Below are 15,788 nucleotides of genomic sequence, written 5' to 3' on the forward strand. Positions count from 1 at the left end.
TGAAACGACCCCGGCGGCCGGCAGGCCGCCGGGGTCGTCGTGATGAGGCCCGGTGGAGTTCATACGGCGAACATCCTCCCTCAATGTGTGTCATGTGAAATATCACATGACACAACACCGGTCGGGAACCCTCGGACGGTGTTCCAGCACAAGGAGAAAGAACCGCGATGAACCGCTCAGCCCTCCTCGCAGCCACTGCCCTGGGTCTGGCCCTCTGCACGATCACCCCGGCCACCGCCTCCGCCGCCCCGCAGACCGAGACGGTCACCTCCTGCGGAAACTCCGGCCTCCAGGCGGGTCTGGCCACACGCGTGTGCGCGGACATCACCGGCACGACCGTCACGTTCCACGGGAGGGTCGCACTCGCCGGGCCGCCCTCCCCGGGCAGCCCGCAGCCCCAGGCCAGGGAGTTGCTCACCACCCTCACCGTCGAGATCCTCGGAGCGGCCCCGCCCCAGACGCAGTTCAGGCCGGCCCTCTTCACCGGAGCCGCCCTCGTGGTGGGCGCTCCCGCTGTCACCGCTCCGTGCGGCGCGACCGTCCGCGGCACCTTCGGCGTGGCCTCGTACCCCCACGCGGCCCGGCCGGTGGTCCACGAGGTCACCCTCAGCTGCTGACACTCCGGCACGCACAACACCGGAGCCCCGGGTCGCCGACCCGGGGCTCCGGCCCTTCAGGACCCGGTGGACCGGATCACCTGGACTGCGTGGAGAGGCTCACCCCGCTGAAGTCCTGCGCTGCGGCGAGGCTGAAGTAGACCCACCCGGACGGCGGGTTGTCGATGGTCAGGGTCTCGCCGTTGCCGGCGTTGGTGGACTTCGCCTGGTAGCTGCTCGTCGTGGCCCAGCTGCCGCCGCCGTAGTAGAGGTCGGCGTTGCCGGTGCCGCCACTGCTGGTGATGGTCAGCTGCGTGACGCCGGCCGGCAGGTACACGAAGTGGTAGCTGTAGTTCCCGCCGGCGGCCGTGAGGTTGTCCCGGCGGCAGTTCTTGTCGAACTGGCGGGCGTCGCCGAGCGTGCACAGCGGGGTGGTCGGGGCATCCGGCAGCGGGCCGCAGTCGCTGGTCGCGCAGGCGGTGGTCAGCCAGGTGTCGAAGCCGGCGTCGTAGCCGGTGCCGATGGTCTGCTTCAGGAAGGTGCGGGCACCGTTCCAGTCGCCGGCGCGGTACTTGTCGAGCACGGTCTGCACGTCGGCGGGGTGCGCCTGGAGCATGTAGCGGACCGCGAGGAAGCCCCAGCGGTAGACCCGGTTCGAGTTGACCTCGGGGTCCGCGTCCTGACCGTAGACGGTGTCGAACAGCTCGCTGAGCTTGTACGTCTTCTTGCCGGCCTCGGCGATCGCGTCGGCGTTGCGCATGCCCCGGTAGCCGAACGCGATGTTCTCGGCGATGCCCTCGACCCACCAGATGGTCGGCGTGACGATGCCGGCCTCGAAGTCGCCGGCCATGTTGTAGCGGCCGTCGAGGTAGTGGGTGTACTCGTGGTTGAGGTTCCAGATCTGGAACTCCGGGCGCAGCCAGTGGGCCTCGTGGGCGATGAAGCGGGCCTGGTTGCCGGCGGCGGCCGGGTTGCCCTCCTCGTACATGCCGCCGTTGTCGACGTCGATGTTGTAGATGGCCCAGGCGTACAGCGAGTAGTTGGTGTAGTCGTCGAAGACGACGACCTCCAGGTTCGTGTTCACGTCACCGGGGATCGCGCCCTTGTCGCCGATGATCCGGTGGAAGTAGGCGTCCTGGTTGACGAGGCTGGTGCAGGTGGCGGCCAGCTGTCCCGGGGACATGTCCTGGGCGCGGATCTTCAGGCCCGGGGTGCACGTGTGCTGGATCGGCAGGATCGCCGGGAGCACGCGGTCGCCGAGGTCGCAGATGGCGTAGGCCGCGCAGTTGCCCCGGTCGTACTGGCGCGTGTACCAGCCCAGGTTCATGGTGATCGGCGCGGTGGGGCCGACGTTCGGGTAACGGTTGATCAGGTCCTTCAGCAGCGGCCGGAGCCGGTCCCTCAGCTCGGGGACGTCGAGGGCGTGGCCGAGGTAGCGGCCGACGTTGCTGACGACGTCCAGGCGGTTCAGCTGCGCTTCGTTGCGCGTGATGAAGCCGGCCCAGGTGGTGAGGATGGAGGGGTCGGCCTTGAGGGCGGCCCGCCATCCGCGGTCGTCGTTCTTGGCCTTGAAACCGTTCTCGACGACCCACTCCACGTGCTGCATCGCGAGGTTCATCTGGCCGGGCCAGGTGCCGTCGTACCGGCCGAGCATCCACTTGAGGACGCCGGCGTAGCGGCCGGCCGCGTGGGTGCTGTCGATCAGGATGACGACCTCGTTGAAGATCTCACCGTTGGCGTCCGTGACGTCCTTGCTGCGCGGGGAGGCGAAGAAGGCGTCCAGCGCGCCGAGCGCGGCACCGTCGAGCGCGGCGCCGTAGGGGCCGACGACGGCCCCGTTGTTGTCCTGCACGTAGTAGCCGGCCCGCAGGAACAGGACCAGCTGCCCGACGGCCGCGCTGTTGCTGCCCGAGTAGGTGGCGGAGGCCTCGCGCAGGGCGCCCGCGACGGTCACCATCTGGGCCTCGTTGAAGGCCTTCCGCGCGTTCTCCCCGGTGAGGTTGAACAGCGGGTACGTACAGGTGATGCGGGGGAGCGCCTTGAGCTGCTGGACCAGGGCGCTGCCCGTCGCGTTGATCACGCCGGAGAGGTCGGGACACTCGTCCGCGGCGGCGGCCGAGGACTGGCGGTCGCCCTTGCCGGACTTGGCGGCCTGGGTGGGCTTCACGACCGGGGCGGGGACGGGGCCGGACTCCTCCGTGCTGTCCTGCGAGGAGATCCGGAAGCGGGAGCCGTTGCTCATCGCGTCGGGCGACTTGGGGACGGGGATCGACCGCGGCGCCGTGGCCGCGGTTGTCCGTGCGTACGTACCGGCCGGGGCGGTGGCGCCGGCGGAGGCGGCCTGGCTCTGTGGCGCGAACAGGCCGAGCGCGATGAAGACGGCCGCGCCCAGCGCGGGAAGTCTGCGCGAGGCGGCCTTCGATATCCGGAAGGGATGCATCTGCGGGGGCCTCCGGGGCCGTTGAAGCCGCGTGCTGGGTACACGGGCTGTTGATGTGTGACATGTAAAATTTCACATGTCGCACCGCACCGGAAGACTTTTGGCCAGATTGCTGCCTGAGGCCTGAGGCCTGAGGCTTCAGGCCTCAGGCCTCACGCAGGGGAAGCGCCGCCGGTCACTTCCGCCAGAACAGGTGGTGGGTCACTCCGCTCGGGCTGGGGACGACGTCGAGGTGGAAGCGGTCGAGCAGGTCTTCGGGGGAGTTCCAGAGACGCACTCCGGACCCGAACTTCACCGGCGAGACGGCCACGTGCAGGGTGTCGACGAGGTCGGCTTCGAGGAACTCGCGGATGGTGCTGGCCCCGCCGCCCAGTCGGACGTCCTTGCCCTGCGCCGCTTTCCGGGCCTCGTCGAGGACCGCGGCGGGGTCGCCGTCGACGAAGTGGAACGTGGTGTCGGACAGGGTGATCGAGGGACGCGGGTGGTGGGTCAGGACGAACACCGGGGTGCGGAACGGCGGCTCGTCACCCCACCAGCCCTGCCACTCGTGGTCCTGCCAGGGCCCGCGCTGCGGGCCGAACTTGTTGCGCCCCATGATCTCCGCGCCGATGTTGCGCGCGTAGTCCCGCGTGAGGTAGTCGTCCAGACCCCGGCTCCCCCCGGGCGCGGTCCGCATGGGCCAGCTCGCCGTGGCACCGGCCCAGGCGAACAGCCTCTCCGGCTGGACATGACCGAACGGCCGCTCGAAGGTCTGGTCGTCACCGGCGCCGATCCCGTCGCTGGAGACGTTGAAGTTCTGCACCCGCAGTAGTTGAGCCACGTGTTCCTCTTCCTCCTGTGTTGCGGACAACGCTAGTGAGACCTCCCGGGCCGGGATAACTCATCGCTGAGCGCGTGTCGGTGTCGGCGAAGGCTCTTCACGGCGGACCCGGGGCTCTCGCCCGGCGATACTGGGGCCAGCAGGGGATGGCGGGCAAAGCCGAAGTCCCTACGGCAGGTTCAACGGGGGCACACCGCACATGAGTACGCACATCCAGCCGGCCGCACCGGCCGACCCCTCGCGCATCGGACCGTACCGGGTCCTCGGGCGACTGGGTGTGGGCGGCATGGGCGTGGTGTTCGCAGCGGTGGACGGAGCCGGCCGCAGGACCGCCGTCAAGTCGATCCACCGGACCCTGGCGGGCGACGACCAGTTCCGCGCCCGCTTCCGGCGCGAGGTGGCGCTGCTGGGCAAGGTGCAGGGTCCGTGCCTGGTGCCGCTCGTCGGCGCCGACACCGAGGCGGAAGTGCCCTGGCTCGCCACGGCCTACACCCCCGGCCCGACCCTGGACCGGGCCGTCGCCGCCGGGGGACCGGTCTCGGGAGCCAACCTCCACGCCCTCGCCGTCGGAGTGGTCGCCGCCCTCGCGGCGATCCACGAGGCCGGTGTCGTCCACCGGGACCTGAAGCCGGCCAACGTCATCCTCGCGCCGGGCGGCCCCCGCGTCGTGGACTTCGGCATCGCGCACTCGCTGGACGGCACCTCCGTGACGCGGACCGGAGTCCTCACCGGCACTCCCGGGTGGATCTCCCCGGAGCACTACCGGACGGGGGTCGTGGGGACCCCCGGTGACGTGTTCGCGTGGGGTGCGCTGATCGCCTACGCGGCCACCGGGCGGCTGCCCTTCGGGGCCGGCGCCGTCGACGCCGTGGCGTACCGGGTGATGAGCGGCGAGCCGGATCTCGACGGCGTGCCCGACGACCTGCTGCCGCACCTGCGGGCGGCTCTGGCGAAGGAGCCCGCGGACCGGCCGCGCGCCGCGGAACTCGCCGAGTTGTGCGGGGCCCTCCTGGCCGGGCAGGCGACCGTGGTCCCGGCCCCCGTGGTCCCGGAGGCGCCGACGGCCGTCGCAGGTCTCGTGGAACAGCACTGGCACCTCCCGCTCCCGTCGGCCGAGGACCCGGCCTGGACCGTGCGGCGCCGTCCCCGCACCGCACGGGCGGCCGTCGCGGTCGCGGCGCTCCTGGGCCTGGTTGGCGGCGGCGCCGCCGCGGCCGTGTACGCCGGCTCCGCTCCCTCCGCACCGGCCGGCGCCCGCGACGACGCCCGCCCCGGGGTCGGCACAGAGCCCATGGAAACCCCTGCGCCCGGAGAGCCGGCCCTGCCCGTGTCCGGCGGCTCTCCCTCCGCGCCGGGGCCGGGAGCCGGCGCCCCGGGCTCCCGGCCCGCCGGCCCCGGCCAACCCGGCTCGCTCGACGAGATGCACTTCGTGGTTCCCGCCGGCTGGGAGACGAACGTCGAGTCGGCCACGCCGCGGATCCGGTGCCTGGTACCCCGGGGCGCCGGCTCCGACTGCACGGCGGGCATCGTCTTCGGGCATCTGGCGGACCTCTCCGACACGCCTCTGGAACGGGCCCAGTTGACCGGGATCGCCCCGTCGGAGAACGTCGTCCAGCAGGGCCTGGCTCCCGTCGCCGACCGCAAGGCCGAGTACCGCGTCGTCAGGCGCTCCGCGGACCAGGCCCGCCTGGGCTACGAGGGGCGGCCCATCGCGGAGCAGCGGATGTGGTGGCTTCCCGAATCGAAGTACCTCGTCTACACCCTCGGGCTGTCTCCCGCGTACGACAAGGTGGTGGACGAGTTCGTGGCCTCGATCACCTTCGGTACGGTCGGATTCCCGCAGGCGTGCGTGGAGGCCGTCCAGACGGCGGACCGGCACGGGATGGACACCGAGAAGCTGGCCTACAGCGATCAGATCTTCCTCGCGTGTTCCATGGACCGGGACGAAACCCGGCTCGCCACCGAGAAGCCGGTGTTCCCCGGCAAGGTGAACACCCGCACCCAGGCCCAGTGCCTGACCCTGGTTCACCTGGCGACCGACATTCTCGCCAACCGCCTCTCGGACGCCGAGGTCAAGCGCAAGGCCGCCCTCTACGCACAGAAGCGGAACCTCTGCGACATTCCGCGGGGCTGAGTTCTGACGGTGGGGAATGTTCGGCCTCGCGCCGAAATGCCACGGCCTGAAGACTTTCATCCGCATGCCCTGCTTTGGCATCATGATCATGTCCTGAACAAGCAGGACGTTTTATTCCTGACATTCCTGTCATTCCCTGGGGGGATCCCGATGTCCCGCATGCACCTGCTGGCCGCGCCCGTACTGGCCGCAGGCCTGGCGTTCGCCGCCGCGCCGAGCGCGAGCGCTGCCACCACGGCCACCATCAGCAAGGCCGAGTACGACCTGATCAAGCTCGGTACCACCACGTCCAACATGCACAGCATCGCCGACAAGGGCGCCTGTAAGCTCACGAGCAGCAGCAACACCGGCGGGATGTCCTTCCGGTACTACGAGTGCAAGGGCAACAAGCCCTACAGCAGCGCTTCGTTCGCCTTCACGAACGGCAAGCTGGACATCAAGAGCCAGGTCTTCCTGGACGGTCTGAAGTCCAACGGCAAGATGACCAAGGCCAAGTACGGCAAGGTCCGGGTCGGCAACACGGTCGCCCAGATGCACACGGCCGCCGGCACGGGCACCTGCGTGCGCATCTCTCAGACCCACAGCCGCACCGGCAACATGGCGATCTACAACTGCGAGCAGGCCAGCACCTTCGGCTCCGCGAGCTTCTTCTTCGAGAACGGCAAGATCACCTCGCGCTCCCAGTACGGCCTCCGCTGACCTGACGCGGTGTGACATGAAATGAGGGGGTGGTGGCGCCACGGCGCCACCACCCCCTCACGCATGTGGCGAGCAGGTCTTCCCGGTCCGCGGGTGCACCATGGGGAGGAACGGCGGGACGCCCTGCACGCCGCGGCCGGCCGGTATCGGTTCTTGCGCGCGACAGCAGGTGATGACCCGGGCCGCCTCGGTGGACGTTCCTGGCGGGCCTGGCCTGGGCGTTCGGCCCGAACGCGGGCAGCATCGCGGTGATGAACGTCGTGATGATGGTCGCCACCGCCCCCTGCCCACCGCGATGTCCACCTCGCTCGGCCAGGCGGCCCTGGCCTTCGCCGGCGGCATGGCGCCCGCACTGATGGTCGTCCTGTTCCCGGTCCGGCGCTGGGCCCCGCACCGCGAAGCCCTCGCCGACGCCCTGGCGGCCGAGGCCGACTACGCCCGGCGACTGCGCGAGGACCCGGCCGCGCCCTTCGACCCGAAGCCGTTCGTCCGGGCACGCGCCGCCGCCACCCCGCCCGGCCCGCTCCGGTCCCGCTACCGGCCCACCCAACTCCACGGCCCCCGGTCCCTGGTGGAACGACTGCGCCCGGTCCTGGCCGGCCTCGCGCACCCGGCGCTCACGCCCGCCGCCGACGAGGAGCGTGCCCGCGCCCTGCTGGCCACGGCCGCCACGGTCCTGGACGCGGCCGCCCCATCGAGCTTCCCCCGGGCACCTCGACGACATTCCGCAGTGAGGAGGCCGACATCGCGTTCTCCGCTCCCGCCCCGGACGCCGCAGTCCGACTCGGCGTGTTCCTGCGCGAGTTGACGGAGGCCGTGGACCCCGCCGTCCGCGGACGGGAGGACACCCACACTGCCCGCTCCCGCTCCCGCCCCTCGGACCTGTCGACGGCCGCCCGGTACACGCTCCGGCTCCAGCTGCGGGCCGACCCGCCCGTACTGCGCCACGCCGTCCTGGTCCACCCCCGGCCGGTCCTGGCCGGAATCCTGGCCGCCCTCTGCGCGACGCTGGTCTTCCTCCTCATGGGCTCCGGCTACCTCGTCGCCCAGACCCTCGGCTGCTGCTACGTCGTCCTCACCCTCGGCATGGCCGGCGAACCATGGACCCGCGCCGCACCCGAACGCCTCACCCTCACCCTCACCCTCATCGGCGGGGCCCTCGCCATGCTCGCCTACGCCGCCTACGCCGCCTACGCCGCCTGGGAAACGCCCCGCCTGCGCCTGCGCCTCGCCGACTGGCTCCAGGCAGACCTCGGCTACGCCGCCGCCGTCATCGCACGCTGTGCCGACACCACCCCGAGCGCCGACCGGCAGCTCCGCCAAGCCCTGCTCGCCGCCCGCAGCACACGCATGGCCTGGCAGGAACCAACCCTGCGCGCCGGGAACGAACCCGTACGGTCCGGCGGACTGCCCCGGGAGACGGAGTACGAGGCCCAGCAGGCGCTGGCCGAAGTCGCCCGCGTCGCCCTCCTCCTTGAAGCCCGCCTCCCGCGAACCCCACAGGACGCGGATCCCGCCGCGGCCGCTCTGGCCGGCGCCCTGCGCGACACCGCCGAACGGGCGGCCACCGCACTGCGCGAGCAACGCGTCCCCGACTGGCGGCCGATCGAGGAGGCCCTCGGCGCCCGGACCCCGGACAGCGCCACCGCCCGGACCGTCCAGCACGCCGGACAACTCCTCCTCGCGCCCCTCCGCCGACTCTCCGAGGCCCTCAGCCCAGCACCAGCAGCACCGCCACCGCGATGAGGAGGGAGTCGATCCGGTCCAGCAGACCGCCCGAACCGGCCAGCCAGCTACCGGCGTCCTTCGCGCGGGCCCCCCGCTTGACCATCGATTCCAGCAGGTCCCCGAGCGGACCCCCGACCGCCACGGCCAGCGCCGTCTGCCACGTCAGGGACGACAGCACGGCGAGCGCACCGAGACCGGCCGCAGCCCCCGCCAGCGTGCCGCTCCACCGCTTGGCGGGCGACAGCGGGGAGAGCCGCGGGCCGCCGAGCCGCCGGCCCGCCGCGTAGGCGACGATGTCGGCGATCGACACGGCCACGAACAGGACCAGGCCGACGGCGCCCAACCGTACGAGACCGGCCAGGACGCCCAGCCACACGAGCCCGAGCAGGCCCGCCTGCACACGGCGGAGCCCGTGCTCCGCGTCGCCCGACAGCAGGGGCACCCCGGCGATCGCCAGAGCCCCGGCCGCTGCCGCCCGGAGCACTTCCCCCGGGGCCAGCCATGCGGTCAGTACGAGCCCGACGACCGCCGCGCCGAGCACCACGCGGTCCACCGGGCCCAGCCGCAGCAGCCCGCCGTACTCCGCCACGGCGACCACCCCGACCACGGCCGCGAGGACCGCGATCCCCGGCGGGCCGAGCCAGAACGCGGCGGTGACCAGCGGTACGCCGAGCGCCCACACGCACCACCGCACCATCAGCTCACGCTGCCGGCTCGCCGCCACCGCGAGCCCTCCGGCGGCCAGGGCCCCGCCGAGGTACGGCACGAGACCGCCGACCGTCGTCACCGGGAGACCCGCCGGCCGCCCGGCACACCCGCCGCCCCGGCCTCCGCATCCGCCTCGCGCAGCGCCTCCAGGGCGCTCCGGCACGCCGCCACGATCCGCTCGTTCTCCGCCGTGTCCCGGACGGCGACGCGGAAGGTCCGCCCCTCGTACGCCGGGGACATCGGCGACAGGTCCCGCAGGTACACGTCGTGACGGCGGCACTCGCGCACCAGTCGGGCCGCGCTCGGCCCGTCCGGCGGCAGGGTCACCGTGAGGAAGTTGGCCACCCCCTCGTCCACCGAGGCGAACCCGTCGAGCTCCGCGAGCCCGCCGGCGAGCGACCGGCGCAGCACGGCGGTGCGCGCCCAGCGTTCCGCGTAGTACGCGGGATCGCGCAGCGCCGTCACGGCGGCCAGCTGCGCCGGCAGGCTCACCGGCCACGGCGGAGTCCAGCGGCGCAGCTCCCCGGCCGTGTCCGGGGCGGCCACCAGATAGGCGGCCCGCATCCCCGACAGCGCGTACATCTTCGACAGCGAGGTGCAGACCACCACCCGGGGATCGACGGTGGCGAACCCGGCCAGCGAGTCCGCCGGATCGACGTAGCCCAGGTACGCCTCGTCGATCCACCACCGGGTCCGCGCGGGCGAGGCCTCGATGACCGCGCGCAGGGCGTCGGCGGGAGCGTGGCGGCCGGTCGGGTTGTTCGGGTTGACCACCACCACGAGGTCGTACCGGCCGCCGCGGGTGGCCTCGGCGAGCCGGGCCGGATCGAGGAACCAGTCGTCCTCCGGGCTCAGCCGGAGCCGGTCCACCTGACAGCCGATCACCCGCTCGGTGACGTGGGCGTACTCGCCGTAGCCCGGGTCCAGCAGGAGCACCCGGCTCCCCGGCGTCAGCCACCGCCCGAACGCCCGGAAGATGAGGTCGGACGAGCCCGCCCCGACGACCAGCGACTCCACCGGCAGCCCGCGGACCCCGGCGATCTCCGCGAGCAGCCCTTCCGCGCCGGTCGGCGGCGAGGTCCGCGCCGCCCACCCCGGATCCTGCGACAGGACCGCGCGGACCCCGGGGGCCGGCGGGAACCAGGCGTCCAGGACATCGGCGGCGACCACCTCGTGCCGGCGGTCCAGAGTCCGGAAGTCCGTACCGATCGCCGAGAAGAACGCACCACCGTGCTCGCAGCCGTCCGCGCGCGGTGCGAACGGCACGTCCAACTGCCAGTCGAGCCCCGCCCGCAGCCGCTCCAGGGTCCGACCGTGGCGCTCCGCGACGGTCCTCGTCAGCTCGGCCACGGAACCGGTCAGCACCTCGAAGGAGACGGCGCCGGAGCGGACCGTGCGCCCCACCGGCCGCAGTCCGGCCGCGAGGTACATCCCGAGCAGCTCCGTGCGCCCCATCGCCACGACCCGGCGTCCGCCGCGCGCCGCGGCCCAGCGCAGCGCCGCGTACATGAGGAGCGGCGCCGCCGCCGTCGACCGCCAGCGCTCCTCGACGGTCAGGACGCGGATCTCGAACGGAGCCTCCTCCGTCAGGACCGGCAGCTCCTCGCGCGTCAGGTACTTGTCCAGCGAGTAGCGGCCGACCCACGGCGGGGTGAGGCTGACGAAGCCGATCCGGGCCTCCCCGCGCGCGGCCACGAGATACACGTTCTCGCCGTCGAGCCCGTCGCTCAGCCGCCCGGACGGATCCACCGGATGCTGCCCCAGTTCCTCCGCGTACACGCGATGGCGCAGCTCGTGGATCCAGTCGCGATCGCGAGGCGTGGCAACGCGCAGTTGGAGGGTCAGGGCGTGGTCCATGCATATCCCCTTGAGCTGGTCCGGCTGTCGCGCACCAGCATGGGGGAGTCCGGCGGACGGCACCTGAGTACGCGTACTCACCGGACGGCCCCCCTAGGACCGCGTGGCCCTCCAGCATCCGTCTCCGGAGGAGTCGCCCGACCCGGCCGTGACCGGGATGCTGCGGTCGTACGGGTCCACCTCCGTGCCGCCATGGTCCGCCGGGCGGTCCTTGCCGAAGGGCGGGACGAGGTATCCGGTGGGGGCGCCGCAGCCGCCGTTCGTCATGGTGAAGTTGTAGGAGACGATCGAGAACGTGCCCGGCTCGGTGCGCACCTTGGCAGGGTTTTCCCAGCTCAGGACCATCTCGCGCCGGACGATCGTGCGTACGATCTCGCCGTCGCCGCCGCCCGCACCTGCGCGGGTGACCGGGTAGACGAAGGTGACGTCGGCGGTCACCTGGAGCGCACCGCGCTCGCCCTCCTGGTAGGAGAGCCGGCCCAGGGTCCTCACGTCCTCACCGACCAGCCGGGTCCGGGAGGGCTCGAAGCGGCTGAAGAGCAGGAGGGGGTTGTGCTGCTCGCTCGGGGTGCGGAACGCGGATGCCAGGAGGTCCTGGACGTCCTTCTGGTGCGGGTTGATCTGAGCGATCGGCTTCTCCGGGCGCTCGCCCCGCAGCACCCCCCGGTCCAGGTTGGACGCGACGAGGAAGTCCCGGGTGCCGGCCAGGGCCTGCTCGACCTGGGCCGCGCTCATCCAGCCGACCGCCGCGGCCTCCGGCACGGTGATTCCCGCGGCTCCGCTCGCCCAGTCCGCCGCCGGCGAACCGCGGAACGGCTCGGCCTCGGTGGGGCGTTGGGCGATCTCCGTCGGGGGCGCCCCGGCCGGCCGGGTGGTCTCGGCGACCGGCACGGGGGAGTCGGATCCGGTGAACAGGTCCACTATTCGCTCCGGGGCGAGCGCCACCAGCAGCAGCGCCACCGTGGCCAGCAGGCCGACCACGTACCAGCCCGTCCGCCGCCTGGGCCGTGCGGGCGTGTAACCGCGCCAGGCCGGCGGGCCGCCGGCAGGCTCCGCGCGGAGCCGCCTGGCCACGTCACGGGCCCGCGCCGACGGCTCCTTGGGCGCGTCGGCGGCACCCTCCACCGACTCCCGCAGGAACTGCTCCCATTCGGCGTCCGACCTGGACGAACCGTCCGGCTCCGTACCCGCACCCATCTCCAACCCCCCGTTGCTCATCACTGGATCGCGGCCCACTCCCCTGAGCCACGTCCGAATGGTGGCACAGCAGGCTGACAGTGATCCCCCGGGTCCGGGACGGCGGTTCCGATGACGGCGCCCCCGTACCCGGAGTGCAGGTACGGGGGCGCCGTCGTGGTGCGGACGTGCAGGCGGGTGGGGACTAGTCCTCGCCCTTGCCGTTGCCCTTGTGGTCGCTGCCCTTCAGGGTGATGTCCTCCGTGTCCGTGAAGTCGATGTGCGTCTGGGCGTGCGTGGTGTGCGGGTAGGCGACGAGGACCGAGCCCTGGCCCGACTTGCCGGAGTAGTCCTCCTTCAGCAGGCCCTTGGGAGAGCCGGCGCGGACGATCAGCTCGTCACCCTTCTCGGGCCGGACCTTGGACGGGTCGCCGCCGTCGACGGAGAGGTGGGTGCTGACGGTGTCCTTGACGAGGAAGTCGATCGTGTCCTTGCCGCCGCGGGCGAGGACACCGATCCGCTCCGTCTGCGCCGTGGTGATCCGCAGGCCGAGCAGGGCCACGAGCGGCGCCGGCTTGCGGACCAGCGGCAGGGAGTCGACGTGGAGCGTGGTGAAGGTGTCCACGACGCCCCGGATCCGGTCGCCCCGGGTGGTGCCCACGACGGTGACCTCGTCGTCCCCGCCGTCGGTGCTGATCCCCACGTCACCGGTGACGTTGAAGAAGTTCAGCACCTGAGTGGAGTCCGCGCGGGTCAGCCGCCCGCTGTTGACGCTGAGCGGGGTGAAGGTGAGCCGGTCGTCGCCCGACCCGCCCGTGACCGCCGCGCCACGCCCGTTCGCGTCGAGGTTGACGACCGGGATGTCCTGGATGCCGACGACACCGCCCGGGATGCCCGGGTAGCCCGTCACCCGGCCCTCGGCGAGGTCGACCAGTACGTTCGCCGTGGCGCCGGCGAGGCTGAGCGAGTTGTGGGCGATGGTCACCGCGAGGGAGGGGGAGGCCGGGCTCACGTTGCCGGCGAGGTCCTCCAGGAGTACGTCGACGCCGTACCGGCCGTCGCGCAGCGCGGAGCTGACGACCTCGTACTCACCGGCCGGGGTGACGATGTCCTTGCCGACGACGGCCGCAGTGCCGCCCACCGGGGTGGTCCGCAGCCGGACGAGGGCGTTCGGCTCGACCGACGAGCCCTGGAAGGCGGGCTTGATGATGGTGGTGATGTCGTCGATGTCGACGCCCCCGCTGTCGCTGGAGGCCAGCAGATCGGGCGCGTTGGCCGGCCGGGCCGGCGCGACCGTGTCCAGGGTGATCACCAGTGCGTGCGCGCTCTCCGCGCCCGAACCGGTGACGTGGGCGGTGCCGGCGACGCGGGGGTCGTCGGACGGGTCGACGATGATCACCTCGGCGGTGATCTGGTTCGGTCCCTCCCGCAGGACCGGGTCCAGGCGGATCTGGTACAGCCCCGGCTGGTTCACCGGGTCGACGGGAGTGGCGAAGCCGACGCGCTGACCGTCGCGCTCCACGGCCACCTTGTAGCCGGGGGCGTCGTCGGTGAGGGCGGGGGTGGCGTTCTGCGGGGACAGCGCGATGCCGGCGGAGCGCAGTTCGGCGTCGTCCACGCGGAGGAAGAGCTCCGGCCCGACGACCTTGGTGACGTCGTCGCTGTCGGAACGGCCCGAGTCGGACTGCTGCTTGAGGTCCAGGCTGAAGGGCTCGGGCGCCGCGCGGTTGGCGACGACGAGGTCGTACGTGGCTTGCGGCGGGTCGGTCGGCGAAGCGTCCCCGGGCCGGGTCGGGTCGCTCACGCCGGCGGCGCTGACCACGACGTAGTACGGCTCGTCCTGGACGACCGGGATCGCGAGCCGGCCGGTGGAGGTGCCGGCGCGGGTGGAGACGGTGCCGGTGGCGACGCGGTTGCCGAACTTGTCGTAGGCGCGGACCGCGAGCGGGGCGATCACCTCGTTGAACCGGATCTCGGTGGTGAGGTGGCCGGTGTGGCGGGGGGTGACCCGGAAGAAGTCCACGTCGGTCGCGGTGTGCAGGGTGAGGCCGCGCCGGTTGAACTGCTCGTTCGAACCGAGGTCGGCGGCCACGGCGTGGTCGATCGACTCGTTGGGCTCGTGGCTGTCGGGGAAGGCCCCGAGCATCGAGAAGACGTCGAAGTAGACGTCCTGGTTGCCCGCCGAGGGGGCGGTGGGGGTCGGCGGGGTGGCGTTGCCGGTCCAGCTGGCGTAGCCGATGCCGTTGACCGTCCACAGGCCGTTGTACTCGCCGATGCGAAGGGTCTGGTTGGTGGAGCCGGCGGCGCAGTCGAATCGGCACGGGGCGTTGCGGTCGGGGTCGAAGGGGGCGTCGCTGACCCGGAAGTCCTGGGTCCAGGTCTGCCCGCCGTCCCGGCTGGTGGTGCCGTACAGCTCCAGCAGGAAGTTGTTGCCCCCGTTGGGTCCGGTACCGCCGTTGCGCCGGCCGCTGCGGTTGTCGTACCAGGTGACGACGGCGTTGCCGTCCTGGTCGATGTGGGCGGTGGGGATGACCGCGAAGGTCTGGCCCGGCCCGTGGTCGACCCGGCCGCGGGTGAACGTCTGCCCGTTGTCCGTGGACCGGGCGATCACGACGTCGGCGTCGTCGCTGTTGCCGAAGACGTTGTTCGGGTCGTCGTTGGCGACCACGTAGACGTTCCCGGCGCGGACCGGGTCGGGCAGGATCCACGGCTGCACGGTGCCCTGGAGCCAGAAGTCGGTGCCCGGGATCGTGCCCGCGTCGGACTGCCTGTTGCAGGTGACGGTGGCCTGTCCCGCCGCGAACGCCGCGCTCTTCTGCGGGACGGTGCCGGCCGCGAAGTCGGCGCCGCCGGAACCGTCACGCAGGAGCTGTACGGTGCCCGTCCCCGCAGTGCCGCAGGTGTCGGTGTGGTAGGCGACGTAGAGGTCGCCGTTCTGGGCGACGGCCGCGTGGGAGGGCCAGACGAAGCCCTCGCCGGCCGCGGAGATGGAAGCCGGTGCGGACCAGGTCGCCCCTGCGTTCGTGGACCGGGAGAAAAGGATCCGCGTGCCCGCGCCGAACTCCGTCCAGACGATGTAGAGGTTCCCCGCGTACGGGCTGGTGGGGTTGGCGTCGACGACCAGCCACTGCTTGTCGTGGTCGACGGCGCCGTTGGTGCTCACCCGGACGGGGGTGTAGTTCTGGTTCCCGGTCGTCGTGGTGTCGTTGATCCGGGCGACCCCGACCCCGAGCTGGTTGGGGCTGGTGTTCAGGCTGCGCGACAGGTGGGTGACGAACAGCTGCCCTGTGGCGTCGAAGGCGAGCGACGGGTCGCCGTTGCACGGGGTGACCGTCGACGTCCGGGTGATCGGGAAGCCGTCCCGGCCGTAGTTCAGGTCGATGTGGACAGTGCAGCCCTCCATGACGGCGACGTGTCCGGGCCTGCGGGGATTGGCGGTGGCGTTGTGCGGCTCGTTGAATCCGGCGCCGATCCTCCGGTCGTCGCCCGCCCACGCGGGGGACGCGGCGGGGCCGAGGATCGCGAGCGACTGCAGTACGAGGAGAACGCTGCTGACGGTGGTGAAGGCACGCCTGTAGAGATGGTTGCTCAGCATGCGTCCCGCTCTCTGGCTCTGTACATTCCTCTCCT

Annotated in this window: 11 protein-coding genes; 5 read left to right on the plus strand and 6 right to left on the minus strand. The window is 72.1% G+C overall.

Annotated features, from left to right (window positions below; genetic code table 11):
• Positions 1–167 precede the first annotated feature (167 nt).
• The gene (locus NLX94_RS24240; protein ID WP_254385128.1) at positions 168–617 is read left to right on the plus strand and encodes a hypothetical protein; all 450 of its coding nucleotides are present in this window, start codon (positions 168–170) and stop codon (positions 615–617) included.
• 76 nt (positions 618–693) lie between these two features.
• Here NLX94_RS24240 and NLX94_RS24245 read toward each other — a convergent pair whose 3' ends face one another.
• Together NLX94_RS24245 and NLX94_RS24250 are read right to left on the minus strand one after the other, a co-directional pair.
• Positions 694–3,036, minus strand: a complete 2,343-nt coding sequence (locus NLX94_RS24245) for a M9 family metallopeptidase (RefSeq protein WP_254385129.1) — start codon at positions 3,034–3,036, stop codon at positions 694–696.
• Positions 3,037–3,211: 175 nt separating this feature from the next.
• Positions 3,212–3,856 carry a dihydrofolate reductase family protein gene (locus tag NLX94_RS24250; protein ID WP_254385130.1) on the minus strand — a complete coding sequence of 215 codons (645 nt, stop codon included), beginning with the start codon at positions 3,854–3,856 and terminating at the stop codon, positions 3,212–3,214.
• A 199-nt stretch (positions 3,857–4,055) separates the two neighbouring features.
• On the opposite strand from NLX94_RS24250, the gene NLX94_RS24255 reads away from it, so the two are divergent.
• The 4 genes from NLX94_RS24255 to NLX94_RS24270 all read left to right on the plus strand — a co-directional run bounded on the left by NLX94_RS24255 (position 4,056) and on the right by NLX94_RS24270 (position 8,435).
• Positions 4,056–5,990, plus strand: coding sequence for a serine/threonine-protein kinase (locus tag NLX94_RS24255; RefSeq protein WP_254385131.1), 1,935 nt, complete (start codon positions 4,056–4,058; stop codon positions 5,988–5,990).
• 150 nt (positions 5,991–6,140) lie between these two features.
• Positions 6,141–6,689 (plus strand): hypothetical protein, encoded by a 549-nt coding sequence (locus NLX94_RS24260; protein ID WP_254385132.1) that lies wholly within the window; start codon positions 6,141–6,143, stop codon positions 6,687–6,689.
• 295 nt (positions 6,690–6,984) lie between these two features.
• Positions 6,985–7,497, plus strand: coding sequence for a hypothetical protein (locus NLX94_RS24265; RefSeq protein WP_254385133.1), 513 nt, complete (start codon positions 6,985–6,987; stop codon positions 7,495–7,497).
• Entirely contained in the window at positions 7,494–8,435 is a 942-nt protein-coding gene (locus tag NLX94_RS24270; RefSeq protein ID WP_254385134.1) for a hypothetical protein, read from the plus strand. Before NLX94_RS24265 ends, NLX94_RS24270 begins: the two co-directional genes overlap by 4 nt.
• Here the strand turns inward: NLX94_RS24270 and NLX94_RS24275 are convergent.
• From NLX94_RS24275 to NLX94_RS24290, 4 genes are all read right to left on the minus strand, one after another.
• The gene (locus NLX94_RS24275; RefSeq protein WP_254385135.1) at positions 8,401–9,204 is read right to left on the minus strand and encodes a phosphatidate cytidylyltransferase; all 804 of its coding nucleotides are present in this window, start codon (positions 9,202–9,204) and stop codon (positions 8,401–8,403) included. The genes NLX94_RS24270 and NLX94_RS24275 overlap by 35 nt on opposite strands.
• Positions 9,201–10,982, minus strand: coding sequence for a histidinol-phosphate aminotransferase family protein (locus NLX94_RS24280; protein ID WP_254385136.1), 1,782 nt, complete (start codon positions 10,980–10,982; stop codon positions 9,201–9,203). Before NLX94_RS24280 ends, NLX94_RS24275 begins: the two co-directional genes overlap by 4 nt.
• 93 nt (positions 10,983–11,075) lie before the next feature.
• Entirely contained in the window at positions 11,076–12,179 is a 1,104-nt protein-coding gene (locus NLX94_RS24285; RefSeq protein WP_254385137.1) for a hypothetical protein, read from the minus strand.
• Between the two features lie 184 nt (positions 12,180–12,363).
• Positions 12,364–15,753, minus strand: a complete 3,390-nt coding sequence (locus NLX94_RS24290; protein ID WP_254385138.1) for an Ig-like domain-containing protein — start codon at positions 15,751–15,753, stop codon at positions 12,364–12,366.
• Positions 15,754–15,788: the final 35 nt, after the last annotated feature.

The sequence above is a fragment of the Streptomyces sp. TBY4 genome (assembly GCF_024213195.1).
GTDB lineage: Bacteria > Actinomycetota > Actinomycetes > Streptomycetales > Streptomycetaceae > Streptomyces.

Bases quoted from the DNA above. Each gene is read 5' to 3' on its own strand.
- NLX94_RS24240 (WP_254385128.1), top strand. From the start codon at position 168: ATGAACCGCTCAGCCCTCCTCGCAGCCACTGCCCTGGGTCTGGCCCTC.
- NLX94_RS24245 (WP_254385129.1), bottom strand. From the start codon at position 3,036: ATGCATCCCTTCCGGATATCGAAGGCCGCCTCGCGCAGACTTCCCGCG.
- NLX94_RS24255 (WP_254385131.1), top strand. From the start codon at position 4,056: ATGAGTACGCACATCCAGCCGGCCGCACCGGCCGACCCCTCGCGCATC.
- NLX94_RS24260 (WP_254385132.1), top strand. From the start codon at position 6,141: ATGTCCCGCATGCACCTGCTGGCCGCGCCCGTACTGGCCGCAGGCCTG.
- NLX94_RS24265 (WP_254385133.1), top strand. From the start codon at position 6,985: ATGTCCACCTCGCTCGGCCAGGCGGCCCTGGCCTTCGCCGGCGGCATG.
- NLX94_RS24280 (WP_254385136.1), bottom strand. From the start codon at position 10,982: ATGGACCACGCCCTGACCCTCCAACTGCGCGTTGCCACGCCTCGCGAT.
- NLX94_RS24285 (WP_254385137.1), bottom strand. From the start codon at position 12,179: ATGGGTGCGGGTACGGAGCCGGACGGTTCGTCCAGGTCGGACGCCGAA.
- NLX94_RS24290 (WP_254385138.1), bottom strand. From the start codon at position 15,753: ATGCTGAGCAACCATCTCTACAGGCGTGCCTTCACCACCGTCAGCAGC.